Source organism: Aeropyrum camini SY1 = JCM 12091, assembly GCF_000591035.1.
GTDB lineage: Archaea > Thermoproteota > Thermoprotei_A > Sulfolobales > Acidilobaceae > Aeropyrum > Aeropyrum camini.
The window spans coordinates 367,080-391,603 of record NC_022521.1; the positions used below are offsets into that span (position 1 = coordinate 367,080).

Here is a 24,524-nt window from a genome sequence, read left to right on the forward strand (position 1 = left end):
GGCTCCGGACTACTCTGCGAGCTTCTTCAGTATCTCCGGTGGGTCTATGAATATGTCCAGCGGGAGGAACGCCGATACTGTGAAGTTGGGCACGTCCACAAGCTGGCTGAGCCTGAGGTCGGCCGCCACGCTGGCCAGCAGGTACGCCTGCTCCCGCGTGTATCCAGCTCTCTCCAGTAGGTTGATGAGGTTTAGTAGGGCGTGCTTTGCAGAGAGCGTCGCATTCTCGGACTCGTTTAGACTATCTATAACACCCACTCCCGTTACAGCTATGTGTTTAGAGTGGTTGAACCGCCTGACAGAGGATTCTGAGGGCTTGAATATGGGGAATCTTATGCCGTACTTCTTAGCCCCCTCGCTTATAATGCTGAACCTTAGAGTCGCTGTAGCCCCCATCTCAACCGCTGTACCGCACACCTCGCCGTCGCCCTGGGCGAAGTGGGCGTCACCCGCCGAGAATAGGGCACCCTCCACGAACACGGGGAAATAGATTTTGGAGCCTGGGGAGAAGTGCCTCACGTCAAGGTTTCCACCGTTCTCCCTGGGGGGTATGGTTCTGAGGCCCTCGGACGCTACAGGCTCCCTGGGAGGGACTGCCCCGTCAGGCGTGGGGGGTAGCACGAAGCCCCCGCGCTTGAGCAGGTTGTCCTCCCTCTCCTTAATCTCCTTCAGAAGCTCCCTCGAGGGCGCCACGCCCATGACGCCTAGGAAGGGGTCGCCGGGTATCCTCACGTTGGGGAGGTCCTCGGACACCGCGTAGCCGCCCTCTATCTTCCACCTTATCTTGTACGGCTTCTCGAACAGGTCTCTCAGGAAGCCGAAGCCGGGTATGGCTACCGTGAACCCGAAGGGCTCGGCCTTTATGTCGAGGACCTCCACGACCAGGAGGTCGCCGGGCTTGGCGCCCCTAACGTAGACCGGGCCGGTTAGGGGGTGGACGACGTTGAGGTCTGCACCAGCAACGTCGTCCACCCCCGGGTTGGGCGTTATCTGCCCGTCGAGGGCGTCTCTGGTCTCGATAACCACTATATCCCCGGGGTCCACCTCAGCCGCAGGCTCTATGTCTGGGTGCCATCTGTTGTGGCATCTATCAGCCTCGTCCACACACTTCTTGCCCCTGTTTATAGTTATTCTGGTGACCACGGTTGTCCCGCCGGTTAAAGTGTAGGAGTTGTGCTACAGTTATTCTGTGCGGCTTCAGCCGTATATGCCCGGCTCGAGCTGGGCTGCTATATAGTATAGCTTATTTATTATGCTTCCCGACGTGTAGGGCGCCTTCACGAAGACCACCTCAGCCCCCAGCATCCTGGACTCCCTCAGCAGCCATTCACCCGCCTTCGAGAGAGGCGCCCCGTCATCCCCGACTGTAACGAAGGCCACAGCACCGTCTCTCAACAGGCTTTCAGCCTTCTCGATCTCCTGCACTCTGGGGGCCCACTCCTCCCCGGAGCCTAGTATAAGCTCGACATCGGCTCCCAGCCAGTGGGCTGGATACTGGGCAGCGGGGTGGTCCACCACAGCCTCCCGACCGTCAAGCAGGCCGCGCAGCCTCTCCACACCCTCTAGTCTACCTAGGGCTGCCCCAAGTCTCTCGGTGTAGCTGCACTCAGGCCTCTTCTCCTGCATAACCTCCGCCAGCCTGTGGAGGAATATCCTGTAGTTGTCTGGATGGTAGATGGGGTAGTGGAGGTTAGGCCGTCCCTCGGGCGTCTCTAGTATAGTTATACCGGGTATGCTTGTAACCTCTAACACATTGCCAGAGGCGATCTGGGCCGCCTTCAAATCCGCCGGGGTGTGCCCCCCGGTTACCACTATGTCGGCCTCAGCTACAATCCTAGCGGCCCTGGGGTCTAGCTGCGCCTCATGGGGGTCTACACCCGGGCTATAGACCTCCACAACTGTGTCGCCTGTGCAGGCTAAAAGCTCCACGTCGCTCTTAAGGCCTGGAAACGTGACGACGACTAGAAGACCGGCACCGCCAGCATCGCCCCCTCCCCCTCCCAGCATGTATAGCACAGCGCCAGCTGCGGCGGCCAGCAATGCAGCCGCAGCTATGTACAAAGCAATCCTAACGCTAACACCGCTCTCCACACCGTCCACCAGCAAGACCCCGGGGGTCTGGGTAGTGGTACAGAGGCCCGGCCCCCCGGCTGCACCTAGATTGTGTGCACAGTACTTAAGGGTTCTACGCGGTTAATGTGCACAGAGGGTTTCCCCTTTGAGGGTTAGGGTTGAGGACCTCACTGTAGCCTACAACGGAGAGGCTGTGCTCTCAGGCGTCAACCTCGAGTTCCAGGGGCCAGGGCTGGTCCAGATAATAGGGCCTAACGGGGCGGGGAAGACGACCCTGCTCAAAACTATACTAGGCTTGGTCAAGCCTTTGAGGGGTAAGGTTCTCCTGGACGGCGTTGAAGCCACGGGGAGGCCCGAGGTAGCGGGGCGGTACGCGGGGTACGTGCCCCAGAACCCCTCAGCCCCAAGGCTATCCCCGATTACCGTGAGGGAGTTCGTGGAAACCAGCCTCAGGCTCCGAGGCGTCGCAAGGGCTAAGGAGAGGGCTCTCGAAGTCCTCGGCTCCCTGGGCCTGGAGGGAGAGGTCCTCGAGGCCAGGCTATGGGAGCTTAGCATGGGCATGCTTCAGAGGGCTTTCATAGCCAGGGCGATAGCGTCAAACCCCCGAATACTCGTCATGGATGAGCCCCTAGCCAGCATCGACCCCGCGGGTAGGAGGGAGATAGCAGGCCTCATAGCCGGCCTCGCTAGGGAGAGGCTCGTGCTGATGACTAGCCACGAGCCCGGTTTGCTTCTGGGGTATACAAAGGCTATAGTGATAGTTAACAGGGGGGTAGTGGCCTCGGGGCCGCCTAGCGAGGTGTATAGGGAGGAGGTGCTGAGGAGGGTCTACGGCAGCAGCGTTTCCCGAGGCCTCGTCCTAACGGGGGAGGGAGGTGCCCACGGGTGAGGCTCAAGCCCGAGCACGTGGCTGCAGCCATAGCCCTCTCCACAGTTGCAGCGGGCTTAGCCCTATACCCGGCCGAGTGGGTGCTCGCGGTCGCCGGGGCGGGCCTAGCCTACGGATCATTGAGCCCCACCCTCTACTCCCGCCGCCTACTATTCCTGGCTGGAGCCGCCCCCCACTCGGCCCTCGCGGCGGCTAGCCTCGGGGCGGTCGCAGCCGCTCTGGCAGGAGTCCAGGGGGTCTGGCTCAGCATCGTCCTCGGCCTCATCCTAATCTACGTGGCGGGCTACTCGATCTACAGGGGCGTCGACCCTGACACCGCAGCCGCCCTCCTCGCAGGGTTCACAGCCAGCCTAGGCGTCGCAGGCCTCTACCTCGCCGGGAGGTCTGGGGCCAGCATATCCGCCCTAGTCATAGGCGACCCCCTACTCGCGTCTATACCCGAAGCCCTGGGCGTCCTAGCCCTCGGCATAGCCTTCCTAGCGGTGCTCCTCCTCGTAGGGGATAGGATAGCATACATAGGCGTGGACAGGGAGGACGCCATGCTCTCTGGAACCAGGGTTTGGGTGTACGACCTTATACTCTACACTATGATAGCCCTCTCGACAGTAGGCCTCATAACCGTCGTGGGCTTCATACTAGAGCACGTGCTCCTCCTCATACCTGGCGCCCTAATACTACCACTAGTCAGAGGCTCCCGCACGGCGACCCTGGCAGGAGGCCTCGTAGGCTCCACAGTTGGCATCGGAGGCCTGATACTCGGGGGGCTCGCGGGCCTGCCGCCCGCAGCGGCCTCGGGACTCCTACTCATGACAGCCTACCTGGCGACACTAGTCTACAGCGGGGTGTGGAGGCGTGGCTAGGAGGAGGTTCGGGGTTAGCATGCATGAGGACCTGGCCCGGAGGCTAGACGAGGCCAGCCGCAGCCTGGGGGTGGAGAGGAGTAGGCTGGTCGAGAAGGCCGTGGAAGCCTTGTTAGACGACTATAAACACCTGCTCTCCCGGCACAGCTGCAGCGGTATAATAATAGTGTCCTGCCACACGGGGGGAGAGGCTGAGATAGCCGGGGCCGTCGAAAAGTTCAGGGACATAGTGGCGGCGCGGCTACACAGCCACACCAGAAGTAGTTGTATAGAGGCTATAATAGTGGAGGGCGACAGCGCGAGGATAGCCATGCTACATAGAAAGCTGGAGAGCCTAGGGTGTGGGGCCAGATACATATCGATCCCGAAACACCGCTAGCCAGGCCGCCGACCCCTGGGATGCCGCGTTCATCGTGTCCGGGGCCTCACACTATAGTCTAGCCGCCGACCCCACGGCGCATCCAGCCCCTACCAACTATTAATGCTAGGGTTAAGAGAGCCGCTAGAGCTAGAGCACCGGGGACAAGCAGAGATCGCACGCCCCGGTCACCTCCTCCGGCTTCCAACCTGGAGGTATAATCCATGGTCAGTTTGTAGAGGTAGTACGGGTCGCTGTTGACTGCGGTAGCGTCGACATGAGGCTCTACCATAGACCGTTCATGATACTCGTTCCAGCTGTAAACTGCGACTAGACGAACTTTATCCAGGTTGTTAAGAACCCACTCCCACTGTGTAGCGTAGGCTTGTAGGGAGTAGTCCGGGTCTATAAGCCTCTCCCCACACCCCGTCCTAACACCCGCCTCGCAGAATACCCGGTCGTCGAAGCGGGGGGTTATGGCTACATAGCCGTCGCTCCTGACTTTTAACTCAACATCCTTCTCCGACACCCATGGGGATAGATAGTCTGGCCAGAGATCCCAGTCCTGGTAGCCCGCCCTGTCTATGTCGTTGCCTACTATGCGAATCGTGAACCGTGGATCGAGCGGTCTGTAGCTCATCCCTATCGGGTTGAAGGCTAGAACGAGCGGCCGGCCCTCCCAGGCTAGGTAGCTCTCAGGATACTTCTCGACAAAGTTCTCGTAAATGTAGTCGAGCGTCTCCCTCCACCAAACCTCCCCGTAGAGGCCTGGATCGCCTCCCAGGTACGGCTCAACCAGGATGGCAGCCTTCAGCCCGTGATCCCCAAGCCTCTGGAACAATAGCCTAGCAGCATAGTCCTCAAAGCTCCCAGGACCCCACCATGAGACTAGGAGGCAGTCGATACCCGCTTCCCCCATGAGCCCGAGCTGCCAGTCAATAACCATGGGGTCCCTACTGTCGTAGTATCCAGGCAACGGCACGTCAACAACCGGAGTCTGAGGAGAGTCCCCCCAGTGCCTACTATCGCCAGAGTACCACGGGTAGAAGTAGAAGCACACTAGCCTTGAATCACCGCCAGCATGCCCAGCCAGCAGAGAGAAGAAGAGAGAGATTATGATGATAACATAGAATCTTACACCCGCCACCAACCCAACTCCCTTTACCGACTAACACACATACACTAGGCAAATCTATTTAATCTAGGCCAGCATCCCCATTCGATAAGCCAATTTTTATTGATAGATACTGATAGATACTTGCCCTGAGATCGTATATAACGCTAACTGGAGCCACCATATCCCTAAAGCTGTCAGAGCGCGTCAACCAACCAGCCCACATTAGAACTTAAAGCCCGTATGGAAAGCCTCCCCGGCATATGACACACCAGGAATTCCCGGGGACCGCCTCACTGTGGAGATGCTATACATGGGCATAGCATATGAATGGGTGGAGACCAGGATAGAGAGCCCTATGGTGCGGGGGGTGGGATTTGAACCCACGCAGGCCTACGCCATCGGGTCCTAAGCCCGACCCCTTTGGCCAGGCTCGGGCACCCCCGCACCGTGTAGTGATTAGGTTTGGCTTTTAGGGTTAAAACGGTTTAACACTTATGAATAAACCAGCGGGCTGGCTGTGACTGGGCTCTGCATTCCCGAGGCCCTGCTGCCAGTGAGGAATAACGGGTCTGAGGAGCCGTCAACCGGATTCTTCCTAGAGCTTATGACCACCCCTCTGGACAGCCCCCTCCCGCTCTCCAGTCTAAGGCTTTAAGGGGTTGGCTGGATATTGTTTTGGGGGCGTGCATGGGGTTATGGTAGCGGGAGTGTTGAGGTCCTTAGTAGAGGGTCTGTAGGGTGGCGTGGGGTTGGCTTCTGTAGTCTGCGATGCCTGCGGTGTTAGGAGGGCTGTGGTGCTGCAGCGCCACACTGGGAGGAGGCTCTGCAGGGAGTGCTTCAGGGAGGATATTGTTAGGAGGGTTAGGAGGGAGGTTGAGAGGTGGGGTATGATAGGTCCTGGGGAGACTGTGCTCCTGGGGCTGAGCGGGGGTAAGGACAGCTACGTGCTGCTCGACGCCCTCTCAGAGATAGTGGGGCCCTCTAGGCTTGTGGCTGTCTCCATAGTGGAGGGTATACCTGGCTATAACAGGGAGGGTGACGTGGATGAGATTAGGAGGGTGGCCGCGGCTAGGGGTGTCGACGTGATAGTCACCAGCATAAGGGAGTACGTTGGCGCCAGCCTCTACGAGGTGTACGCCAGGGCCCGCTCCCGGGGAGCGGCCCACGCCGCCTGCACGTACTGCGGTATAAGCAGGAGGAGGATACTAGCCCTCTACGCTCGCCTCTACGGAGCCCATAAGGTGGCTACAGCTCACAACCTCGACGACGAGGCTCAGACGGCTATAGTGAACTTCCTCCGGGGCGACTGGGTCGGCATGCTGAAAACCCACCCGCTATACAGGAGTGGAGGGGAGGACCTGGTGCCGAGGATAAAGCCGCTCAGGAAGGTGTACGAGTGGGAGACGGCAAGCTACGTTGTCATCCACCGCTACCCGGTGCAGGAGGCAGAGTGCCCCTTCATAAACATGAACCCCACCCTAAGGGCCAGGGTGAGGGCCGCCCTGAGGGTTCTGGAGGAGGAGAGGCCGGGCACCCTGCTCAGGATGATGGAGAGGCTCGACGTGACGCTGGAACAGCTAGCCCAGGCCATGAAGCCCTCATCCCTCGGGAGGTGCGAGAGGTGCGGGGAGCCGACCAGCCCGAAGAGGAGGCTCTGCAAACTCTGCGAGCTCCTAGAGGAGGCGGGGTTCTATGAGCCGATATACGCCATAGCAGGCGGAGGCAAGAGATTAAGGCTCCAGAGCCCCACCGCTAGGCCTGGGTGACTAAGTAATGGCCAGGCCCAGGGTAAGCCTGCCAGAGGGTGTGGAGCCGCCTAAGGCTATAGTCAAGAAGCCGAGGCTCGTGAAGCACGGCCCCATAGACCCCGGTGTCAGGAAGGGCAGGGGCTTCAGCCTCGGCGAGCTCGCGGAGGCGGGGCTAGACGCTAAAAAGGCTATGAGACTGGGCCTCCACGTTGACAAGAGGAGGAAGACTGTCCACCCGTGGAACGTGGAGGCCCTCAAGAACTATCTAGAGAGGCTTAGGGAGGCGGGGGTAGAGGTCTAGGACCCTTCTGGAGGCTCGCCCAGCCTCCTACCACTTCGCCCTCCCCATTAAACTGTCCACATCCACCCTAGACCTCCCCACCTCCAGAACAGCTATATCCCCCTCAGCCCTTGTGTACACGCTCACCCACGGCTCCCTGTACGAGGCCCTTGTAACCACGCCAACATAGGTCCCGCTGCCCGTGTGCACGGCGGCTATGAGCCCCTTCTCCCAGCCCTCCCTCAGAACCCGCAGACCCGGGCTGGCGCCGGGCCTCCCTCCCCTCCTAGCCACGACCACTATATCCCCGTCAACCTTCTCCCCGTAGATGGCGGTGGGGTGTAGAGTTCTAAGTGTGTCGGGCGGGAGGGGCTCGCCCCTGAATATGGGGGCTCCAACTATCTCGGCCTCCCCAGGCCTGACTCGCCTCTCCCTACCGCCCGAGGTCCTCAGGGCGATGAGCCTCTCCCTATGGAGCGCCCTCTCACCCCGGGTTTTACCTCCCTGGCTGGCCAGCCTCTCCACCGCCACCGCGTCTAGCCCCCAAACTCTCTCGAGCAGCCTGGCGCTCCGGGGTGGTAGGCCTACCGCCAGGACTAGCTTGGCTCTAGATGCTATGGCCAGGGCCGCCTTTGACTCGAGCCCCTCCCAGAGGGATATCCAGCCGTCCGTGTCGATGACCACCTGGCCTGCCATCGACGCCAGTCTCGAGGCACAGGCTAGGTAGCGGGACTCAACACCCCGGGGTGTGAAGCTCCCTACGAAGCAGGGTTCCACGCTCGAGAACGAGTCGTCTAGACCGGGGATGACTATGCTCCGCGGGGAAGCGAGGGCCACAAACCCGGGGGCGTAGACCTCGTTCTGGCCTATATCCGTCGAGAGCAGCCTGTAGCCCCCTCCACTCTTGTTAACTATCCAGGCGGCCAGCGTGCTCTTGCCCGAGTCGCTCGGCCCCACAATAGCAACGCGCCCCAGCGGCAGAGCTTCTCTGGCTATAGAGTCGAACCTCTCGTACGAAGCATCAGCACCCGCTGTGGAGACGGCGCCGGAGAGTAGAGCCCTCCCCTCTACCCTGGCCAGCACCGCCCTACCCGCCGGGACCACCAGCCCAGACCCCTCATCCACTCTCCCCCCCAAAACCTCGGCGGCCCCTTCAACAACCTCTATCCTCCCCGGGCCCCGGATCAGCGCCGAGCCGCCGGCAACCTCCACAGGCAAAGCTTTATACCCCCTGTGGTTAGATATGTGAAGCGGGCCGCGGTAGTATAGCCTGGACTAGTATGCGGGCCTGTCAAGGGCCCGCCTCCGCCCCTCTTCCTCCGGCACGCGCCTTAGAGGATAAACGGGTGGGCAAACGTTTTTAACCCCGACGAAATTTATACTCTTCCCGGGGCGGAGGCGGGCCTGCGGAGAGCCCGTGACCCGGGTTCAAATCCCGGCCGCGGCGCCAATAATCCTCGCGGGCTCCCGCCTCGAAACTCTCCAAAACCAGTTAAGCCTCAACCGGCTCTAGACCGAGGACTAGACTATAGTTGGCCTGGCGTGGGGGGATGGGCTTTGGCGGGGCCTGTTGAGGCTGTGAGGCGGCTGCTGGGAAAGTGGCTTGAGGGTAGGAGGAGGGGCTATGTGCTAACGCTAGTAGCCCTTAGAAGGCTCGAGGAGAGGGGTGAGGAGGCTACAGTAGAGAGGATTAGGGAGGAGGGGCTTAGGATACTTGAGAGGACTGGAGACAGGGTGGACTGGGGGGTCACTAGGGAGGAGTATACTGTGGGCATGGTCTCCAGCATACTCAGAGAGCTGGCGGAGAGCGGTGTTGTCGACGTTGTCGACGGCGGGAGAAGCGCCAGCAGGTATAGGATCTCAAAGGATGCGGAGGAGGAGTTCCTCTCAAGCTTCGGCCATCTCCTGCAGCTCGCGAGGATGCCTAAATAACATTAGAGCTGGCAGGGGCGCCGGAGGCTTAGAAGGCCGATGAAGGCTGTAAGAGGGCGGGCCGCCAGACTATCCCTCGCCCTCCTCCTCTTCTGGGCCGGCTACTCGATCTACTACACTATAACTCGGCGCGCCGTGGAGGAGGGGGCTGGCGGCGGCTCCTACTTCCTCGGCGTCCTCATGTCTGGGGCTGAGGAAGCGCCTCTAGCGGCGTCAATAGTCCTAGGCTACCTGGCGGACAGGACCGGCTACCGCATACCACTAGCCCTAGGCCTCCTGGAGGCGGGTATAGTGGCGTCAATGGCCTTCTCACCTATAGAGGCCTACCCCCTCCTGGCCGGGGCTGCATCCCTGGTCTACGCCCTCTCATATTCCGCCCTGATGGGCCTCGTCCTCGGGGAGAGCGGGGGAAGCGGCTTTAGGTACAGCGTCATAGCCGCCTTCGGCAGCCTGGGCTGGGCTCTAGGGGGCTTCGCCGGCGGGGCCGTCTACTCCCGCCTCGGAACCCTTGGGCTGGCGGTGGCTGCAGCCCTTATGGCCCTCTCATATACCGTAGCCCTCTCAGCCTCGCCCTCCCGCGGCGGAGCGGCTCCCGGGGTTAGGGATACTGTAGCTGCGCTGAGAGGAGTTGCAAGCATCTTCGCAAGCCTTTCAACAGGCTGGGCGGCCCTCGGCTTCTTCTTCGGGGCGGCCAGCATAAGGCTGAGCGAGGCGCTTGAGAGCCCTGTCGCCTATGGCCTTGTTCTAACCACTCTGCCAGCGCTACTAGGCTTCCTGGCCAGGCCTGCTGCGGGCAGGCTGGTAGACAGGGTTGGGGCCGTCGCCGTCCTCGCCCTGACTAACTCTGCATACTCTATCCTCGCCCTCGCTTTCGGGATCTCAACCAGCCCGGTGCTGCTGGCTCTGGCGTGGAGCCTGCCGCTATACCCCTTCAGGGACGCTGCTGCAGCCGTGGCTGTGAGCAGCAGGCTGGAGAGGAGGCTGCAGGCTACGGCGGCCGGGCTTCTATCCGCCAGCGAGAGCGTGGGGGGTGCTGCAACCCTGGCTATAGCCCTTCTCATCGACGGGAGGTTTGGGGAGATGATGCTGGCCTCGATAGCCCTCATGCTAGCCTCAACACTGCTCCTGGCGCTAGACTCTCCTAGGGCTCCACACCGAGGGCCCTGTCCCCCGCGTCGCCAAGCCCCGGGACTATGAAGTAGTTGTCGTCCAGCTCAGGGTCTAGGGCGAGCGTGTATATGGGCGTGTCGCCGTAGAGGGATGATATGTACTCTACGCCCTGCCTAGACGCTATTATAGAGCCTATGATAACCTTTACAGCACCCCTGTCCCGGGCCAGCCGTACAGCCTCGGCCACAGTCTTCCCGGTGGCCAGCATCGGGTCGAGTATCACCGCCGGCCCGTCGAACCTGCGGGGCAGCCTAGAGTAGTAGACCTCTATCTTGAGCCTCCCAGGCTCTTCAACCCTCCTGGCGGCTACTAGGGCTATCCTAGCCTCCGGTATCATAGAGGCGAAACCTTCAACCATGGGCAGGCTGGCGCCGAGGATGCCCACCACGTATACAGGCCCAGCCGGGGCAAGCTCCCTTGCCTTAGCGCCGAGAGGCGTCTCCACCTCCTCCTCCACCCAGCCGAGCTCCCCGGCTATGTAGACGGCAAGTATTGAGCCGGCGATTCTGACGTAACTCCTGAACTCCGGAAACCCGGTAGACCTATCCCTGAGAACCCTTAGGACGTAGCGTGCCAGGGGCGTCTCGCCGCCGAGAACCCTTACGGCCGCCACTACAGCAACCTCTAGGTAGTGGTTGAGCCTCCGGAGTTTAAGAGGGTTAAACTCCAGGATGGCCTCCTGGGTGCCGGGGGGTCTTGGATAGCAGGGTTCTAGATTCAGCCTTGAAAGCCCTATCCCGCTACCCGCTCTGCGACCGCTGCCTGGGTAGGCTGTTCGCTAGGCTGGGGAGAGGCTGGAGCAACAGGGAGCGGGGTGAGGCTGTCAAGAGAGTTCTGGTTATGGAGCTTCACAGGATGGCCCTCGAGGGTGAGGAGGGGGCTCTGGAGAAGCTAGTCTCTATAGCGCCCAACGTAGGGGAAGTGGCGAGGGGGGTCGTCGAGAGCCTATCCCCCGGGTCCTACAGGGAGGGCGGCCCCTGCGCAGTCTGCGGGGGGCTGCTCGAGAATGCGATCGCCTCCGCCGTGGAAGAGGGCTACAGGCTGCTCAAGGCTTATGACGTGGAGAGGTTTGTCGTCGGCGTAAGGCTCGGGGGGGATGTGGCTAGGGCTGAGGAGGAGGTTAAGCGTGTAGCAGGAGCCGGGTACGGGGAGTCTATAAAGGCTGAGATCAGGAGGGAGGTTGGAAAGCTCCTGCTAGGCCGGGGGGGTGTTAAGGTGGATTTTGACAACCCGGAGGCGACGCTCCTGGTGGAGTTTCCGGGGGGCGGGGTTGAGATACAGGTGAACAGCCTTCTATACAGGGGTAGGTATTGGAAGCTGGGCAGGAACATAAGCCAGGCCTACTGGCCCACCCCAGAGGGGCCTAGGTACTTCAGCGTCGAGCAGGCCCTATGGCCCATGCTCAAGCTGACCGGGGGGGAGAGGCTTGTTGTCCATGCGGCTGGAAGGGAGGATGTGGATGCGAGGATGCTGGGCAGCGGGAGGCCAATGATAGTCGAGGTGAAGAGCCCCCGGCGTAGGAGGATACCTCTAGAGAAGCTGGAGGAGGCGGCGAACAAGGGGGGCAGGGGTGTTGTTAGGTTTAGGTTCGAATCTGCGGCCAGGCGGGCCGAGGTCGCCCTTTACAAGGAAGAGGCTGCCAGGGTCAGGAAGGTCTACCGAGCCCTCGTCGCCGTGGAGGGGGGTTTGGGGGTGGGCGATGTGGACAGGCTGAGGAGGGCTCTCGAGGGGGCGGTTATAATGCAGAGGACGCCGTCTAGAGTCCTCCACAGGAGGCCAGACATACTGAGGAGGCGGAGGCTCTACAGCCTGGACTGCAGCCCCCTCGAGGAGGGGGTGCTTATGGAGTGCGTCATAGAGGCGGAGGGGGGCCTCTATATCAAGGAGCTTGTAAGCGGGGACAGAGGCAGGACCAGGCCCAGCTTCGCCGAGGTCCTAGGCAGGGAGGCGCTGTGCATAGAGCTCGACGTTGTGTGGGTGGAGCACGAGGCCCCCGGCGCGCCGGGCTAAAGCTAAATTAAGCCGCGCTGAGCAAAATACCGGGGGGAGCGCAGGTTGGTCAAGGCGCCCAGAGGATATAGGAACAGGACTAGGAAGCTGCTGAGGAAGCCCGTGAGGGAGAAGGGTAGCGTACCAAGGCTCAGCACCTACCTGAGGGAGTATGAAGCTGGCGATAAGGTGGCTATAGTCATAAACCCCTCCTTCCCCGACTGGGGTATGCCCCATAGGAGGTTCCACGGCCTCACAGGGACAATCATCGGCAGGAGGGGCGAAGCATACGAGGTGGAGGTCTACCTGGGCAGGAAGAGGAAGACGATATTCGTACCCCCCGTCCACCTAAAGCCCCTAACCACGGCGGCTGAGAAGGGCAGCGGCTAGGCTGGCCGGGCCCGCCCCGGGGTAACGCTGTGGGGGTGTAGCCGTTGGAGAGGAGGATTCTAGAGTCTAAAGCCGTCCCCTATCAGGTTGCCAAGAAGTATATGTACGAGAGGGTTAAGGAGGGAGATATAATATCCATACAGGAGTCCACCTGGGAGTACTTCAGGAGGGTGGTCCTCTGGGACGATCCAGAGGCTGCCATCGAACTAGTCGAGGAGATCGTGAGGGAGGGTGTAAGCCGGGAGGCCGCCGCGAACATAGCGAGCATCTGCCCCAGGACCGAGGGCGAGCTGAGGAGCATTCTCGAGATGGACAGGAGTATAACCTCGGTCCACGAGATGGCGAGCAAGCTATACCCCATAGTCTCCAAGTATTGCAGGGGGTAGCCTCCGCCCCCTCTTTAGCCAGGGATTAACAGTTTAATCTCCGCGTCTCAACCATATTATGTTGATAGCGGCTGTATGGAGAGTGTTGAGAAGTGTCTAGACAGCCCCGCCCCCGCGACAGGAAGCCGTCCCTCCAGGGGAGGCCGCAGCCACATATAGCCGCCCTGGAGGTCGAGGCTATAGTTCTCGACTACATACCGGAGGGCAATCCGAGGGACCCCCATAGGGAGCATCGCAGCAAGCCCGTTGTCCAGGGGCTGGGCGTTAGGAGGCTGCACCTCGTAGACGGCGTCCCTCTCCACGAGGTGGATATACTGGAGCGTGTCACCCTGGCGCGGGAGGTGGTGTACAACGTCCCCATAATAGCCCGCCTCCCCGGGGGGGTGGAGAGGAGGGTGAAGAGCGTTAGCGTCGCGGTTACATGCCTCCCGGGCCAGGCGCGGGAGGGCGGGGTTAGGGAGATATACTGCTACCCACTCTCCTACGCGGACCAGGCGACGCTGGAGGCGCTGCAGCAGCTGCTGGGTGAGGGGGATGAGAGGCACAGGTATATACTGGTCGACTCGCCGGACAAGCTGTCGGAGGTGGCCAGGGGCCACGGGCTCTCGGGGAAGATTGTGAGCACGCCCAGGGACCCCATATCCTACCAGGACCTCACCGACGTGGCCAGGGCTACCCTTCCGGACGCTGTTAGGAAGCTCGTCAGGGAGAGGGAGGAGTTTTTCGTGGAGTTCTTCAACGTGGCCGAGCCTATAAACATCAGGATACACGCGCTCGAAGCCCTCAAGGGGGTGGGCAAGAAGATGGCCAGGCACCTCCTACTCGAGAGGGAGAGGAGGAGGTTCACGAGTTTTGAGGAGGTTAAGAAGATTCTCAAGATAGACCCTGCGGAGGCTCTCGCCGAGAAGATATTGGAGGAGATAGAGTGTAGGGACACCGTCAAGTACTACTTCTTCGTGGAGCCCTGCGACCCCTCCAAGCCCTACCTAGGCTATACTGAGAGGATGTGGAAGTCCTATGCAGCCAGGGTTAGGGCGAGGAGGGAGGCGGCGGGCGGAGAGTCTGGTTCGTAGGGTCCTAGGGCTCGCCGGCCTCAGGCCCAGCGACAGGCTGGGCCAGCACTTCATAATAGACGATAGGGCGGTGGGCGAGTTCCTAAAGCCTATAACGCGGGCCGCGGAGGGAGGCCTCCGGGAAGCCCTTGAGATAGGGCCGGGGGCGGGCTCTATAACCCTGCCAGCGGCCGGCGTCCTCGACAGGATAGTCGCGGTGGAGCTGGACCGCAGGCTAGCCTCAGCCCTCTCCACCCTGGCACCCCCCTCCGTGGCTGTTGTTGTGGGCGACGGGTTGAAGTATGCGGCCGTATCGAGGGCGCCGCTGGTCTACTCCAACACGCCCTTCAACCTCTCCCCCGCTATAGTGGAGGCCCTGGCCTCCAACAACAGGGTGTCGGCGGCCGTTCTGGGCGTCCAGTACGAGGTGGCGAGGAGGATGGTGGCCAGGCCGGGTAGCAGGGACTACAGCAGGCTCTCAGTGCTAGTCTCCCTAGTGTTCGAGGCGGAGTTGACGGGGGTTGTCAAGCCTCAGGCCTACTACCCCAGGCCCCAGGTCCTCACCGCCGTGGTGGTCGTCAGGAGGCTTAGGAGGTGGAGGAGCCTCTACTCCGTGGCGATGGAGCTGGCGGGCTGCGCGTTCACCCAGAGAAACAAGAAGGCCTCTAAGGTGCTGAGAAGATGCTTGGAGGCGGCGGGGTGCACCCCGCCCCGGTGGCTCGAGACGCTGGGTGACGCTAGGGTATGGATGCTGGAGCCCTGGGATTTCGTGAGGCTTGCGGAGGCCTGCAGAGGGTAGAGGTGTCCTGGAGCGGCGGCTCGATGAGGGTCTACATAAACAGGTGCACCTACCCGCCCTCCGACGACACGGTGCTGGCGCTGGAGGCTATGGAGGCCTTGAGGAGGGAGGGGAGAGTCTATAGGAGCGCGCTAGACCTCGGCACGGGCAGCGGAGCCCTAGCCCTCGCAGCCCTCAGAGTGCTAGGGGCGTGGAGGGTTGTGGCGGTAGACGCCTATCCCTGCCCCGCCCTAGCTGCGAGGGCCACGCTACCCCCCCAGGCTCTAGTGGCCCTCTGCCCCTACGCCTCCTGCGTCAGCGGCGGCTTCGACATAGCCCTGGTGAACCCGCCGTACCTACCCGAGAAGCCGCCTCTCCCCGGTGGACAAGGGTGCAGCCCCACACTGGCGGAGGCCTGGGCTGGCGAGGGTGTTATGAGGGGGATGCTGGAGGCCGCTGGGAGGCTGGCAAGGGAGGTCCTCGCCGTCTACTCCAGCCTCTCAGGCGTCACACCCCAGGAGGTCCTGGGTGCCATGGGCTTCGCCTCCAGGGTGCTCGCCTCAGAGAGGTTCTTCATGGAGAGGCTTGAGGTGGTGCACGCTTGGAGAGGTTGAGGATAGTCCTCGTTGAGACTGAGGGCGCGGTTAACCTGGGGTTCGTGGCTAGGCTGGCCGAGAACTTCGAGGCCGACGAGCTCTACCTCGTCTCCCCCCGGGCTAGCCTGGAGGAGGCGAGGAGGTATGCGGCCAGGGCTGCCTGGAGGCTTGACGCTGCAGTGGTTGTCGGCAGCCTGGAGGAGGCTCTCAAGGGGGTCTCAGCCAGCCTGTGCACCAGCTCGCACACGAGCGAGAGGGACGCCCTCAGGGCCCCGCTAGCCCCCTGGGAGGCTGCTGAGGTCCTAGCAGCCACCCCAGGCACCGTGGCCCTCGTTTTCGGCAGGGAGAGCGTGGGCCTGACCCGCGGCGAGATAGCTCTCTGCAGCCTCTACTCCTCCATCCCCGCTAGCCCCAGATATCCCTCCCTCAACCTCTCGAACGCGGCCGCGATATACCTGTACGAGGTTTACAGGGCTAGGAGGGCTGGGGCTGTTGCAAGGGGTGCGGTTGACGAGAGGCTTCTAGCGCTGCTCAGGGCCTACGCCTCCGCGCTGGCCTCGAGGCTCGTGCATAGGGAGAGGGCGTCGGAGGTGGCGGTCTCCCTTGTCAGGATGGCGTCCAAGAGCGTTATGGCGCGGAGGGAGGTTGAAAACCTGATATATCTCCTCTCCAAGGCGTGTAGGGCTGTGGAGGGGTGTATGGATGAGGTTCCTCGCTACCTGCAACCCGGGGACTGAGGATGTTGTGGCCAGGGAGATAGTGGAGGAGGTTGAGTCGGCGGAGGTGGAGGAGGTCGGCGAGTATAGGGGGAGGATAGTCTTCAGCACCTCGGGGGAGCCCTGGCTGGTATTGGAGCAGCTATACGGTCTGAGGAGCATCCACTCAGCCTCCCTCCTCCTGGCCGAGTCGGAGGTGCCCACGGGTAGGGAGGGGCTCCGGGAAATCTGGAGGGCCGCATACAGCAGCGGCGCCCACCTCCACATACCCCCGGGGGCTACATTCGCGGTTAGGGGGGAGAGGATTGGGGAGGGCCACGGCTACACGAGCGTGGAGATAGCCTCAACCGTGGGCGACGCCGTCCAGAGGGCGGCTGAGGAGGAGCTGGGGTGGAGGCCTCTGGTTAGGCTTAACAGCCCCCAGGTGGTGATACACGCCGAGGTCGACGTCTCCACTTTCAGGCTCGGCGTCCTCGTCACGGGGGAGAGGAGCAGGCACAGGAGGAGGTACAGGGTCTACGACCACCCGGCCGCCCTGAAGGCCAGCCTCGCGTACGTTATGCTCAGGCTTGCCGGGGCTAGGGATGGAGAAGTTATACTCGACCCCATGTGCGGGGGCGGCACGGTGGCGGTGGAGGCCGCCCTCCTCTTCGAGGACTCCAAGGTGTACTGTGTAGACCTTAACCCCCGCCACACCTGGGGAGCCCGGCTCAACGCCGAGACGGCTAGGGTAGGCGGGAGGGTTGAAGTCTACACATGGGACGCGCGGCGGGTGCACGAGATACTTGGGGAGGAGAGCGTCGACAGGATAGTGAGCAACCCGCCCTACGGTATAAGGCTCGGGGACCCTGTTGACGTCAGGGTACTCTACAGGGAGTTCATGCCCTCGGCGGCCAGGGTTCTCAGGAGGGGTGGGAGGGCGGCTATAATAACGGCTGAGACAAAAGCCCTCTCCACAGCGGCGAGGGCCTCGGGGATGAGGATAGTTGGGGTGAGGAGGGTGAGGCACGGGGACCTCTGGGTCGACATCGTCGTCATGGAAAAACCATGAGTCTTGGAAGGCTCAGAGACCCTAACCTGGCCACCCTGGATGCGGGTAGACGGGGGTTGCATACGCCTGGCCCACGGGCCAGACGGTAAATCTCCTCCCGTTTATCCACTGGCCCACGAGGACCTCCCTCTCATTCTGGAGCCCCGTCTGGGGGTCTAGGTCGAAGGGGCCTGCGAACGTCATTATCTTTATGTTCTTCAGGGACTCGTAGATGGCGTCTGGATCTAGGCTGCCAGCGTCTTCTGCAGCCTTAGCCACTGCAAGCACTGCCAGCGCTGCCATGGCGGCATGGTAGCCTGGCTCTGATACTGGGTGTCCTAGGCTCTCCATCGCCTCCCTGAAGAGACTATAGAACTCCTCCCTGCTCGGGCCGAACCATTCGTAGCCTTCTGCGGCGGTGTAGGGTTTCGAGGCGAGCTCCCAGAGCGTGGGGTAGAGTATGGCTTGGGATAGGGCGCCTAGCTCGTCGTAGAACTCGGGTACCGAGGGGGCTACAGCCATTGCTATGAACTTCGCCTCCACTCCATAGCTGCTCATAGCCCTTACTAGCTCTACTCCATCCCTGAATCCGCCTATGGCTATTATCACATCTGGATTAGAAGCCTGCAGCCTGAGGGCGAGGGCGCCCAGGTCCTCCTCACTAGCCTGGGGTGGGTATGCCGAGTAGAGCACTACCACAAAACCCTGCTCGACTGCCCTGTTTCTCGTGGCCTCAGCCACTGCAGCCGCGAACTCGGTGTCCTGATAAACTATAGCCAGGTTCCTCGACTGAATGTCGAGTATGCTCACCATCTCCAGGACAGGGGTAAAGTATTCTTCCGCGGGAGCCCCCACAAGCAGTGTCTTACCCTCAGGATTCGCCACGCCGGCTGGGGCATCGCCATAGACTACGGAGACCACCCCGTACTCCCTGGCAGCCTCCACAGCATCAACCAGGATGCCCGGATCGCATGGTGCAAGCATGATCCCTACACCCCTTTGCCTCGCCATGTACTCGATTAGCCTCACAGCGTTGGCCGGATCCCCCTTGTCGTCCTCCTGGAGCAGTTTTACGGTGACTTTTGACCCTCCTACATTGACGCCGCCATTGCTATTCAGCCACTCCACAGCAGCCATGGCGCCCGCCAGAGCCTGCTCGCAAGTCTCTACCGATGTTCCACTGGATAGTGAGAAAACGCCGCCGATCAAAAGTTCCTCAGGCTCCCCGCCGCCCAGCCCCGTTATAAGAAGGGCGGCTGCCCCTAGTACCAGTAGTGCCGCCGCGCCAGCCACGACTGCTAGAGTCCGCGAGACCGGTAGCCTAGCAGGGGCTGCCAAGCCGGTGCACCCTTAAAAATATGGTTAGTCTCCAGATTAAAGGGTTGGTGATAAGGCCTGGGCCGGCTAGAGTGCCTCCTGTCAATGCTAGAGAGGGTTAAGCCGGGGAGAGGGCCCGAGTGGGGTGGAGGGGGGATATACTCCCTGAGGCTCCACAGGGGGAGCCTCTTCTACACTCTAGCCTTCGAAGCCGTCTCCACCCTCCTCAGGGGCGACTGCAGCTGGGACTCCTACGACTACAGCCTGGTAGGGCCTCCCCCCAGGAGCGGGGGCGACACTTACAACGCGGTGGAGGCAGTCGACGGCAAGATCTACTTCGGCGGCTGGGCCCACGCCCCCGCGGTTCTCGAGAGGAAGGGCCGGGGGAGGCTGGCTGAGGTCCTCTTCACGAACAAGTACAGCATACTCCACGAGATGGATGTTGACACGGGTGAGGTGAAGCTCCTGTGGAAGGAGGGGGCGGGGGATAGGAGGCTCTGGGCCTGCGAGGTGTCCGAGGTCCTCTACAACCCGCTCCGCGACACCCTACTGCTCGCCCGGGGCGACGGCCATATAAACTGTGGGGTGTTCGAGGCGGGGAGGCGTGGGGGTGTGAGGAAGCTCTCCCCAACCCCGGTCTTGAAGGGGGAGGTTTTCATGGATATGGCCTGCTTCTCGATACACCACGGCTGGGGCGGCAACCCGGGTCTCACGTGCGTCGACCTAGAGAGCGGCGAGACCGTCTACACCGGGGAGGCGGTCCCGGAGGAGGCGGGGCTGGACGGAGGAGGTCTCGACCATTATAGGGAGGGGGCTGTGTTCCAGCTCCACACGAGGGTTTACGTGGCCCACAAGGGAGGCTTTACAGTGTTCGACCCGGAGGGCGGCGGGGAGCCCCGGTTCTACAGGGTTCTAGACTTCGGGGACAACCCCTACAGCCCCACAAGGACTAACGCACTCTACCTCGGCGGAGGGGTTCTCGTGCCTTTCAACACGCCCACGGCGGCGACAGTCAGGGGTACAGACGAGCTGCACAGCAGTGTGCAGAGGTCCTCGAGGCGCTCCCCCGCGCCCACACTACTGGTCTACGTGACCCCCAGTGACATGCGGATTGTGGGGAGCCTCGGGGCTAGGGTCACCTCTATGGAGGCTCTGGGGGACAAGGTGCTCCTAGCCTGGTCGACGCAGCCCAACTTCGAGAGGTATGACGCCACAGCGGCGGACGCCTCTGTACGGGGGGTCGCCGTGCTCAGCCAAGACGCCCTCCTGGCTGGCAGGCCGCCGCCGCTCAGCATAAGAGTTGACCCGGGCTGGGTGGGTGATAGGGTCTTCGGGGGGATACCGCTCTACGGCTACAGGGAGCTCCATGTCGACCCGCGGGGGGGTAGTGTAGCTCTCGAGGCCTACGAGGTCTCCGACGAGGCCCCCGTGAAGTACGGACGCGAGGTCGTCGAGGGCGGGGGGTGGGTGGACGCCTCGAACCTCACTGACAGCCTGGTTGTGATGAGGATTGTGAAGCCGCCCCGCGAGGGCATGGTTAGGGTGAGGGCCCTCTAGCACTCCTCCAGCAGCCTGTAGAGCAGGCTGTACCTCGGTCTCCCCCGCCCCCTAGGCCCCGCCCCCCGGGCTACCTCCAGGAGGGCCGAAGCTAGCCTGGCCGCCGCCTCCCTGGTGTGGGGGCTTGAAAGTATCTCCCCCCTCAGCTCAGGGGTGTCGGAGAGGACGGACTCGGCAAGCATGCTCAAGACCCTGTAGGTTGTTGAGGGTAGGGGCGAGTCAAGGGCTAGCCCCTCACCCTTGAGGGCGGCGTGCAGCGCCTCGGCCAGGGCGTAGACCAGGCCTATAGAGTAGCCCGCCAGCCTGTCGTGCTCCTCCCAGCTGCCGATCCTTACGGTGTTGAAGCCCATCTCCCTGTAGAGCCTCTCAGCCTCCTCGACGCCCTCCCGCCCGGGGAAGGGCATGACTGCCACGTAGTGCTTCTCAGGCCTCGACATCCTCCCCCCGAATAGGGGGTGGGTGAGCGCTGCAAGCGCCCCCGGAGGCATACCTCTAGCCCCGGCCACCACATCCCTCTTGAACGTGGCCGTGTCCACCACTAGCGTGCCCGGGCGCGAGGACTCCGCGGCCTCCACCATAACCCTCCCGGCGGTGGGGCCCGGGACGGCGACAACTATGGCCTCGCTCTCCGCGGCCAGGCCCTCCATGCTGCCGAAGCTCAGACCACCGTAGTGTGAGGCCGCCTCCACGGCCTTACCACCGTCTATGTCGTAGAAGCAGACCCTCCACCCACGGGCCGCCGCAGCCCTTGCTAGGGCCCTTGCAACGCTCCCCGCGCCCACGAACCCGATTCCACACAGCGCCAACCCCGCTAACCCCCCCTCGCCTGCTCTCTGAGACACTCCTCTATAACCATCCTGTATAGGGGTCTCCACCTGTGGGGCAACCTAGCCAGGACCTCGGCCTCCCTGGCCTCGTCCCTCAGCCCCATGCCAGCCCTCCTCTTCTCCTCACCCACCCTCCTGCACAGCTCCAGCCTCTCCTCCAGCAGCTCGACTATCCTTGAGTCAAGCTCGTCTATCCGCCTCCTCGCCTCGTCAATCCTCCCCACCGGAGACACCCCGCCTCCACGGCCTGAGGTCCTCGACCCAGCCTGGGAGGAGGGCCTCCCGGAGTAGGAGGAGGTCTGCTAGGACTATGGCTGTGACAGCCTCGACCACGGGCGCCGCCCTGGGGCCTATAACCGGGTCGTGCCTCCCCCTGCCCGAGACCAGGGTGTCTTGTAGGCTCCTGAGGTCGACCGTCCTGCGGGGCTTTGGTATGCTCGAGGGTGGTTTGAAGGCGACTCTGAAGACTATGGGCATGCCGTTGGTGAGCCCCCCAACTATACCCCCGCTCCTGTTAGACTCGTGCACTATCCTACCCCCGGCGGCCCTGGGGCTGTCGTGGGCCTCGCTCCCCCTCATCCTGGCGAGGGCGAATCCGTCCCCGAACTCTATAGCCTTCGCCGCGGGTATGGCTATCACGGCCCTCGCGAGGAGGGAGTCGACGCCGCCGAGAGGGGGGTCCCCTAGGCCTGGGGGGACGTTGAAGGCGGCTGCCTCCACAACGCTGCCTAGGCTGTCCCCCTCCCTCCTGGCCTCCTCCACCAGCCTCCTCATCCTCTCCGAGGCCTCGGGGTCTGGGCACTTGAGGGGGTCGCTGTCTATGGCTCTCCTAAACTCCTCACTATCCCTGGGCTCCACCCTGGCCTCCACGCCCCCTATGGACTTGACGTAAGCGTAGACCCTGACCCCGTACTTTGAGAGCACCAGCTTGGCTATCGCCCCCGCGGCTACGAGGGCGGCGGTCCTCCTCCCGCTGAATACGCCGCCGCCCCGGTAGTCTTGGTGGCCCAGGTACCTCTCGTAGGCGACGTAGTCTGCGTGGCCGGGCCTAGGCTTGTACCTGAACTCCTCGTAGAACCCGGGCTTAACGTCCACGTTCCTTATGAACAGCAGTATGGGGGCGCCGGTGGTCCTCCCCCTGAAGACGCCGCTCAGTATCTCAACCCTATCCGCCTCCCTCCTCGGGCTGGCGTAAGGGCCTCCTGGCCTCCTCCTCTCCAGCTCCCTGTTTATATACTCCTCGTCCACCTCGAGCCCCGGAGGGGCCCCTGTGACCAGCGCCCCCACCCCGGGGCCGTGGCTCTCGCCGAATATGGAGACTCTGAACACCTCGCCCAGGCTATCCCTAGACGCCACCCCCATTCACCACCTCAACCCTAGCCCCAATCCCCTCCAGGTCCTCGAGGAAGCTCGGGTACGAGTCTGGGACCCTGGAGAACCCCTCCACCACTACAGGCCTCCTGGCGCCTAGGCCTGCGACGGCCATGGCCATCGCTATCCTATGGTCTCCCCAGGACCTCGCGACCCCGCCCTCCACACCCCCTCCCCTGATCTCTAGGCCACCGCCCACCACCCTGGCCTCCACCCCCAGTCTTGAGAGGTTCCAGGCTATGGCCGAGAGCCTGTCGCTCTCCTTATACCTTAGCCTCTCGAGGCCCCTCAGCCTGCTCACCCCCCGGGCGTAGGCGGCTAGGACTGCGACAACGGGGGCCAGGTCTGGGGAGTCGTCGAGATCTATGTCCACAGGCTCCAGCTGCCCAGGCGACTCCACCTCAACAACCCCGCCCCCAACCCTCACCCTGGCCCCCATGGCCATCAGGACCTCGACTATCCTCCTATCCGGCTGGGGGTCGCCCGGCCTCAGACCACCCACCGCCACTCTACCCGCTATGGCCCCGGCGGCGAGCATGAAGGAGGCGGAGCTGTAGTCGCCGGGGACCTCCGCCTCCACAGGCCTCGGGACCCCCTTCAGCCTGAAGAGCCTGTAGCCCTCCCTCTCCACCCTAACCCCGAATATGGAGAGGCTCTCCAGCGTTATGTCGACATAACCCCTGCTCGATAGCCTCGCCGCGTAGAGCTGGAACTCGCCTAGGAGGGCCCCGGCTATTAGTAGGCTCGTGGCGAACTGGCTGCTCAGAGCCGCGTCAACCTCAACGCTATCCCCCTTTAGGGGGCCCGAGACCTTCACAGGCGGTCTACCACCGGTGTCGCAGACCCGGGCTCCCAAGCTCCTCAGAGCCTGGGAGAGGGGTTTCACCGGCCTCCTGTTCAGGCTCTCGTCCCCGTATAGCAGGGTGGCCTCGCCGCTGTGGGCCGCCACCCCCATAGCTATCCTAATGGTGGTCCCGCTGCCCGCCGCATAAATCACGGCACCCCCCCTCACCTCGCCGCCCTCAACCTCGGCCACACCCCCCTTGACCCGGGTTGAGCCCCCGAGTAGGGAGACCGCGTTCAGAGTCGCTAGGGTGTCGTTGGATATGAGGGGCCTCCTGACCACGCTCCTCCCCCGGGCGAGAAGGGCTAGGAATAGCATCCTGTGGGTGTAGCTTTTAGACGGCGGGGCCTCCACCCTGCCGTCGACGCTGGAGGGGTGGATGACAACCTTGTCTGGAGCCTTCAGCCACACCATTTGAACCTCGCCTCCAACACCCCATAACCCGCGCCTCTGAGGACCTCGGCAGCCTCGCCACGCCTCTCTGCCAGGGCGAAGACCGCAGGCCCCTTCCCGGTTACCCCGGCCGCCGCAGCCCCGGCCTCGTAGAGCCTTGACACCAAGCTGGCGACGCCGAGGGCCATAGCCCCCGCAGCCCCGCTGACTGCCATGGCTGGGAGCCAATCGCCCGCGAGCGCCAGCCTAGCGGCAGCGTCGTAGAGCCTGGAGTGCCTCCTGAATGGGGCGGGGTCTAGAGCTTCAACCGGGTTCTCGCCGCCGGGCACTCCTACGACGGCTGTGAGGCGGCAGCCGCCGCGTGGGAGAAGCCTTAGTATAGCCATCCCCCTGTTGTCTGTGACCACTGGAGCCTCCAGCAGGCTGGCCGCGTGGTCGTCGAGAGCCCCGGTCAGGCTGAGCCCGGCCCCCCTGCTGACCTTGGCTGCGGCCAGGGCCACCCTCCAGGCAGGCGCTCTAACCCCCTTCAGGGCCAGCGCCGCCTCGACCAGCGACGCCAGGAGGGCGGCGCTCCCCTTCAGCCCCACACCTGGTGGGAAGCCGGTGTGGACCTCTGCCTCAAGCCCCTCCACGCACGCCCCCAGACTGCAGGCGGCCTGTGAGGCGGCCTCTAGCACCCTCGGGGGCAGCCTCCTCTCCCCCCACGGGGTCCTGCTCACACCTGTCCAGAGGCCGGGCGCCTCCCTGACCCGGCTCTCAACCCACAGCCCCAGCCCGGCTGCGCCGCCGAGCCTGCCGTGGCCTATCGCGTTAACTATGGTGAGCCCCCCGCTGGCCCTCCCCCGCGGCAA

At 62.8% G+C, this 24,524-nt stretch carries 28 protein-coding genes and 2 tRNA genes; 18 read left to right on the plus strand and 12 right to left on the minus strand.

All coding sequences use genetic code 11. From position 1 onward, the window contains the following. Positions 1–9: 9 nt before the first annotated feature. Both ACAM_RS02070 and ACAM_RS02075 read right to left on the minus strand, forming a co-directional pair. Positions 10–1,143: an acetamidase/formamidase family protein gene (locus ACAM_RS02070; protein WP_022541152.1), complete on the minus strand. Its 1,134-nt coding sequence runs from the start codon at positions 1,141–1,143 to the stop codon at positions 10–12. Positions 1,144–1,197: 54 nt separating this feature from the next. After that, positions 1,198–2,091: a metal ABC transporter solute-binding protein, Zn/Mn family gene (locus tag ACAM_RS02075; protein ID WP_062662490.1), complete on the minus strand. Its 894-nt coding sequence runs from the start codon at positions 2,089–2,091 to the stop codon at positions 1,198–1,200. Positions 2,092–2,218: 127 nt separating this feature from the next. Here ACAM_RS02075 and ACAM_RS02080 point away from each other — a divergent pair, with 127 nt between their 5' ends. From ACAM_RS02080 to ACAM_RS02090, 3 genes are read left to right on the plus strand one after another with little or no spacing between them, the layout of a single operon-like run. Continuing rightward, a complete protein-coding gene (locus ACAM_RS02080) occupies positions 2,219–2,962 on the plus strand; it encodes a metal ABC transporter ATP-binding protein (protein ID WP_022541154.1) in 744 nt (247 codons plus the stop codon). Further along, positions 2,959–3,822 carry a metal ABC transporter permease gene (locus tag ACAM_RS02085; protein WP_022541155.1) on the plus strand — a complete coding sequence of 288 codons (864 nt, stop codon included), beginning with the start codon at positions 2,959–2,961 and terminating at the stop codon, positions 3,820–3,822. The genes ACAM_RS02080 and ACAM_RS02085 overlap by 4 nt, the downstream gene beginning before the upstream one ends. Continuing rightward, on the plus strand, positions 3,815–4,201 hold the full coding sequence (locus tag ACAM_RS02090; protein WP_022541156.1) for a CopG family ribbon-helix-helix protein: 387 nt from the start codon (positions 3,815–3,817) through the stop codon (positions 4,199–4,201). Before ACAM_RS02085 ends, ACAM_RS02090 begins: the two co-directional genes overlap by 8 nt. 58 nt (positions 4,202–4,259) lie before the next feature. On the opposite strand, the gene ACAM_RS02095 is transcribed toward ACAM_RS02090, so the two are convergent. Both ACAM_RS02095 and ACAM_RS02100 read right to left on the minus strand, forming a co-directional pair. Next, entirely contained in the window at positions 4,260–5,327 is a 1,068-nt protein-coding gene (locus ACAM_RS02095) for a glycoside hydrolase family 71/99 protein (protein WP_232502303.1), read from the minus strand. Positions 5,328–5,653: 326 nt separating this feature from the next. Next, positions 5,654–5,741, minus strand: a tRNA-Leu gene (locus ACAM_RS02100). A 73-nt stretch (positions 5,742–5,814) separates the two neighbouring features. Here ACAM_RS02100 and ACAM_RS08325 point away from each other — a divergent pair. The 3 genes from ACAM_RS08325 to ACAM_RS02110 all read left to right on the plus strand — a co-directional run bounded on the left by ACAM_RS08325 (position 5,815) and on the right by ACAM_RS02110 (position 7,346). Beyond that, entirely contained in the window at positions 5,815–5,952 is a 138-nt protein-coding gene (locus tag ACAM_RS08325; protein WP_156315851.1) for a hypothetical protein, read from the plus strand. An 88-nt stretch (positions 5,953–6,040) separates the two neighbouring features. Continuing rightward, on the plus strand, positions 6,041–7,063 hold the full coding sequence (locus ACAM_RS02105) for a TIGR00269 family protein (RefSeq protein ID WP_232502304.1): 1,023 nt from the start codon (positions 6,041–6,043) through the stop codon (positions 7,061–7,063). A gap of 7 nt (positions 7,064–7,070) precedes the next feature. Then, the gene (locus ACAM_RS02110) at positions 7,071–7,346 is read left to right on the plus strand and encodes a 50S ribosomal protein L13e (RefSeq protein WP_022541159.1); all 276 of its coding nucleotides are present in this window, start codon (positions 7,071–7,073) and stop codon (positions 7,344–7,346) included. Between the two features lie 27 nt (positions 7,347–7,373). Here ACAM_RS02110 and ACAM_RS02115 read toward each other — a convergent pair whose 3' ends face one another. Beyond that, positions 7,374–8,537: a Clp1/GlmU family protein gene (locus tag ACAM_RS02115; protein WP_232502317.1), complete on the minus strand. Its 1,164-nt coding sequence runs from the start codon at positions 8,535–8,537 to the stop codon at positions 7,374–7,376. A gap of 42 nt (positions 8,538–8,579) precedes the next feature. Between ACAM_RS02115 and ACAM_RS02120 the strand changes: the two genes are divergently transcribed. The 3 genes from ACAM_RS02120 (at position 8,580) to ACAM_RS02130 (ending at position 10,454) form a co-directional block, all read left to right on the plus strand. Further along, a tRNA-Asp gene (locus tag ACAM_RS02120) sits at positions 8,580–8,775 on the plus strand. A gap of 107 nt (positions 8,776–8,882) precedes the next feature. Continuing rightward, complete coding sequence (locus tag ACAM_RS02125) at positions 8,883–9,257, plus strand: hypothetical protein (protein ID WP_022541161.1); 375 nt, start codon at positions 8,883–8,885, stop codon at positions 9,255–9,257. 39 nt (positions 9,258–9,296) lie between these two features. Next, positions 9,297–10,454, plus strand: coding sequence for an MFS transporter (locus tag ACAM_RS02130; RefSeq protein WP_022541162.1), 1,158 nt, complete (start codon positions 9,297–9,299; stop codon positions 10,452–10,454). Here ACAM_RS02130 and upp read toward each other — a convergent pair. Next, on the minus strand, positions 10,399–11,040 hold the full coding sequence (upp, locus tag ACAM_RS02135; RefSeq protein ID WP_022541163.1) for a uracil phosphoribosyltransferase: 642 nt from the start codon (positions 11,038–11,040) through the stop codon (positions 10,399–10,401). The genes ACAM_RS02130 and upp overlap by 56 nt on opposite strands. Before the next feature lie 83 nt (positions 11,041–11,123). Here upp and ACAM_RS02140 point away from each other — a divergent pair, with 83 nt between their 5' ends. The 8 genes from ACAM_RS02140 to ACAM_RS02175 all read left to right on the plus strand — a co-directional run bounded on the left by ACAM_RS02140 (position 11,124) and on the right by ACAM_RS02175 (position 17,385). Next, the gene (locus ACAM_RS02140; protein WP_022541164.1) at positions 11,124–12,437 is read left to right on the plus strand and encodes a tRNA pseudouridine(54/55) synthase Pus10; all 1,314 of its coding nucleotides are present in this window, start codon (positions 11,124–11,126) and stop codon (positions 12,435–12,437) included. 45 nt (positions 12,438–12,482) lie between these two features. Then, a complete protein-coding gene (locus tag ACAM_RS02145; RefSeq protein ID WP_022541165.1) occupies positions 12,483–12,806 on the plus strand; it encodes a 50S ribosomal protein L21e in 324 nt (107 codons plus the stop codon). A gap of 44 nt (positions 12,807–12,850) precedes the next feature. After that, a complete protein-coding gene (locus tag ACAM_RS02150) occupies positions 12,851–13,192 on the plus strand; it encodes a DNA-directed RNA polymerase subunit F (protein WP_022541166.1) in 342 nt (113 codons plus the stop codon). 92 nt (positions 13,193–13,284) lie between these two features. Further along, positions 13,285–14,265 carry a DUF655 domain-containing protein gene (locus tag ACAM_RS02155; RefSeq protein ID WP_022541167.1) on the plus strand — a complete coding sequence of 327 codons (981 nt, stop codon included), beginning with the start codon at positions 13,285–13,287 and terminating at the stop codon, positions 14,263–14,265. Continuing rightward, on the plus strand, positions 14,210–15,043 hold the full coding sequence (rsmA, locus tag ACAM_RS02160; RefSeq protein ID WP_022541168.1) for a 16S rRNA (adenine(1518)-N(6)/adenine(1519)-N(6))-dimethyltransferase RsmA: 834 nt from the start codon (positions 14,210–14,212) through the stop codon (positions 15,041–15,043). Before ACAM_RS02155 ends, rsmA begins: the two co-directional genes overlap by 56 nt. Further along, positions 14,989–15,636 carry a 50S ribosomal protein L11 methyltransferase gene (locus tag ACAM_RS02165; protein WP_082398404.1) on the plus strand — a complete coding sequence of 216 codons (648 nt, stop codon included), beginning with the start codon at positions 14,989–14,991 and terminating at the stop codon, positions 15,634–15,636. The genes rsmA and ACAM_RS02165 overlap by 55 nt, the downstream gene beginning before the upstream one ends. Continuing rightward, a complete protein-coding gene (locus tag ACAM_RS02170; RefSeq protein WP_022541170.1) occupies positions 15,624–16,355 on the plus strand; it encodes an RNA methyltransferase in 732 nt (243 codons plus the stop codon). The genes ACAM_RS02165 and ACAM_RS02170 overlap by 13 nt, the downstream gene beginning before the upstream one ends. Continuing rightward, on the plus strand, positions 16,321–17,385 hold the full coding sequence (locus tag ACAM_RS02175; protein WP_022541171.1) for a THUMP domain-containing class I SAM-dependent RNA methyltransferase: 1,065 nt from the start codon (positions 16,321–16,323) through the stop codon (positions 17,383–17,385). Before ACAM_RS02170 ends, ACAM_RS02175 begins: the two co-directional genes overlap by 35 nt. 21 nt (positions 17,386–17,406) lie before the next feature. Here ACAM_RS02175 and ACAM_RS02180 read toward each other — a convergent pair whose 3' ends face one another. Beyond that, positions 17,407–18,702, minus strand: a complete 1,296-nt coding sequence (locus ACAM_RS02180) for an ABC transporter substrate-binding protein (RefSeq protein WP_022541172.1) — start codon at positions 18,700–18,702, stop codon at positions 17,407–17,409. A gap of 84 nt (positions 18,703–18,786) precedes the next feature. Between ACAM_RS02180 and ACAM_RS02185 the strand changes: the two genes are divergently transcribed. After that, the gene (locus ACAM_RS02185; protein ID WP_022541173.1) at positions 18,787–20,238 is read left to right on the plus strand and encodes a DUF2139 domain-containing protein; all 1,452 of its coding nucleotides are present in this window, start codon (positions 18,787–18,789) and stop codon (positions 20,236–20,238) included. On the opposite strand, the gene ACAM_RS02190 is transcribed toward ACAM_RS02185, so the two are convergent. The 5 genes from ACAM_RS02190 to ACAM_RS02210 are packed head-to-tail and all read right to left on the minus strand — an operon-like array spanning position 20,235 to position 24,524. Continuing rightward, entirely contained in the window at positions 20,235–21,044 is an 810-nt protein-coding gene (locus ACAM_RS02190) for an NAD(P)-binding domain-containing protein (RefSeq protein WP_022541174.1), read from the minus strand. The two genes, ACAM_RS02185 and ACAM_RS02190, sit on opposite strands and share 4 nt — an antisense overlap. Before the next feature lie 5 nt (positions 21,045–21,049). Beyond that, the gene (locus ACAM_RS02195; protein WP_022541175.1) at positions 21,050–21,289 is read right to left on the minus strand and encodes a chorismate mutase; all 240 of its coding nucleotides are present in this window, start codon (positions 21,287–21,289) and stop codon (positions 21,050–21,052) included. Further along, complete coding sequence (aroC, locus tag ACAM_RS02200) at positions 21,276–22,421, minus strand: chorismate synthase (RefSeq protein WP_022541176.1); 1,146 nt, start codon at positions 22,419–22,421, stop codon at positions 21,276–21,278. Before aroC ends, ACAM_RS02195 begins: the two co-directional genes overlap by 14 nt. Next, on the minus strand, positions 22,411–23,691 hold the full coding sequence (aroA, locus tag ACAM_RS02205; protein ID WP_158318579.1) for a 3-phosphoshikimate 1-carboxyvinyltransferase: 1,281 nt from the start codon (positions 23,689–23,691) through the stop codon (positions 22,411–22,413). Before aroA ends, aroC begins: the two co-directional genes overlap by 11 nt. Then, positions 23,682–24,524, minus strand: coding sequence for a shikimate kinase (locus tag ACAM_RS02210; protein WP_022541178.1), 843 nt, complete (start codon positions 24,522–24,524; stop codon positions 23,682–23,684). Before ACAM_RS02210 ends, aroA begins: the two co-directional genes overlap by 10 nt.